This is a genomic window from Acinetobacter sp. FDAARGOS_494 (genome assembly GCF_003812225.1).
GTDB classification, from domain to species: domain Bacteria; phylum Pseudomonadota; class Gammaproteobacteria; order Pseudomonadales; family Moraxellaceae; genus Acinetobacter; species Acinetobacter baumannii.
Genome location: NZ_CP033867.1, coordinates 1 through 1,226, shown reverse-complemented (window position 1 = coordinate 1,226; position 1,226 = coordinate 1). Strand labels below are relative to the sequence as shown.

The window sequence follows — 1,226 nt, the reverse complement described above, 5'->3', positions numbered from 1 at the left end:
TCCGATCTAGATGAATATCGATTTGAATGAGCTGAAATTTACCAAATTAAATGAAGATAATTCTTCTAAAACACTGGATAAAATATCTATTCCTGAAGCTAAGAGACTATTAGCTAATTATTTTGATGTCCCTCAAGAAAATATTTCAATTACAATCAATATGTAAGCTTTTAATTGACCAAAAAAAGAAAAAAGCCTTTCACGTTAATGAAAGGCTTTTTTGAATCTTAGCGCTTGGGAGGGAAGATCTTAGATCCGCAGTCTCTCAAACTTACAACTATATATTAGGGTATATACGGTGGAATTGTCAAATGATGCAGTGCTTAAGATAGAGCAGGCTTTATCTATACCACGCTTATCTAAGTATGAAAATTTCTATAAAGATAAAGGTGAACCATATGAAAAATCTGATGTATTGATGCTTTATGAACGTAATTTAATAATTTCCAATAAGTTTTTTTACTTATTAAATTATTTTGAAGTTGTTCTGAGAAATGCTGTTGTTCAGGCAATAGAAATATCTTTTAGGTGTAATGAAACAAATAGTTGGCATGAAAATGAAGCTTTTATTCGAAGCCTTAGCCGTAGAGGGAGGTATAGCCCTAAAAGTATGTTTGATAGTGCTAAAGAGAAGTTCCCAGATTCGCCTAGTAAAATGATCCCTGAGCTTAAATTTGTATTCTGGCAAAAGATGCTTATGGCTAATTATGAAGAACGTATTTGGCAGGGATGTTTTAATTCTATTTTTCCTAATGCAACAGTTGAAAACAGGCAAATTTTTTACGATTGGACAGATCAATTACGTGAATTAAGAAACAGGATTGCTCATCATGAACCGATTATTTTTAACCGTAATCTAGAAAATGATTTAGAGGTTTTAACAAAATTTATTTACTGTCGTTGTATTAATACATACGATTTTATCGAGCAATCTGCATTAGATCTAAAAGAATATTTAGATTTTTAAGATAAGAATTTCACCCCAAACAATCGAAAGGTCAGACTATTTTGCAAATGTTGAATTAACAAGGTTAGTAGTAAAGCAGTAAATCCGATAACGGTAGCAGTGTTTCCTAACACCTGAGTTAAGCCGCGCCGCAAAGCGGCGTCGGCTTGGACGAATTGTTAGGCCGCATATCGCGACCTGAAAGCGGCACGCAAGACCTCAACCTTTTCCGCCCCGAGTGAGGTGCATGCGAACCTGTAGGACTCTATGTGCTTTGTAG

General features: G+C 34.5%; 1 protein-coding gene and 1 pseudogene. One reads left to right on the top strand and one right to left on the bottom strand.

Features of this window, described 5'->3' with window-relative positions:
* Window positions 1–298: 298 nt before the first annotated feature.
* Window positions 299–967: an Abi family protein gene (locus tag EG365_RS19240; protein ID WP_000423610.1), complete on the top strand. Its 669-nt coding sequence runs from the start codon at window positions 299–301 to the stop codon at window positions 965–967.
* A 158-nt stretch (window positions 968–1,125) separates the two neighbouring features.
* On the opposite strand, the pseudogene EG365_RS19235 reads toward EG365_RS19240, so the two are convergent.
* Window positions 1,126–1,226: pseudogene (locus EG365_RS19235) on the bottom strand (aminoglycoside nucleotidyltransferase ANT(2'')-Ia); the annotation flags it as partial.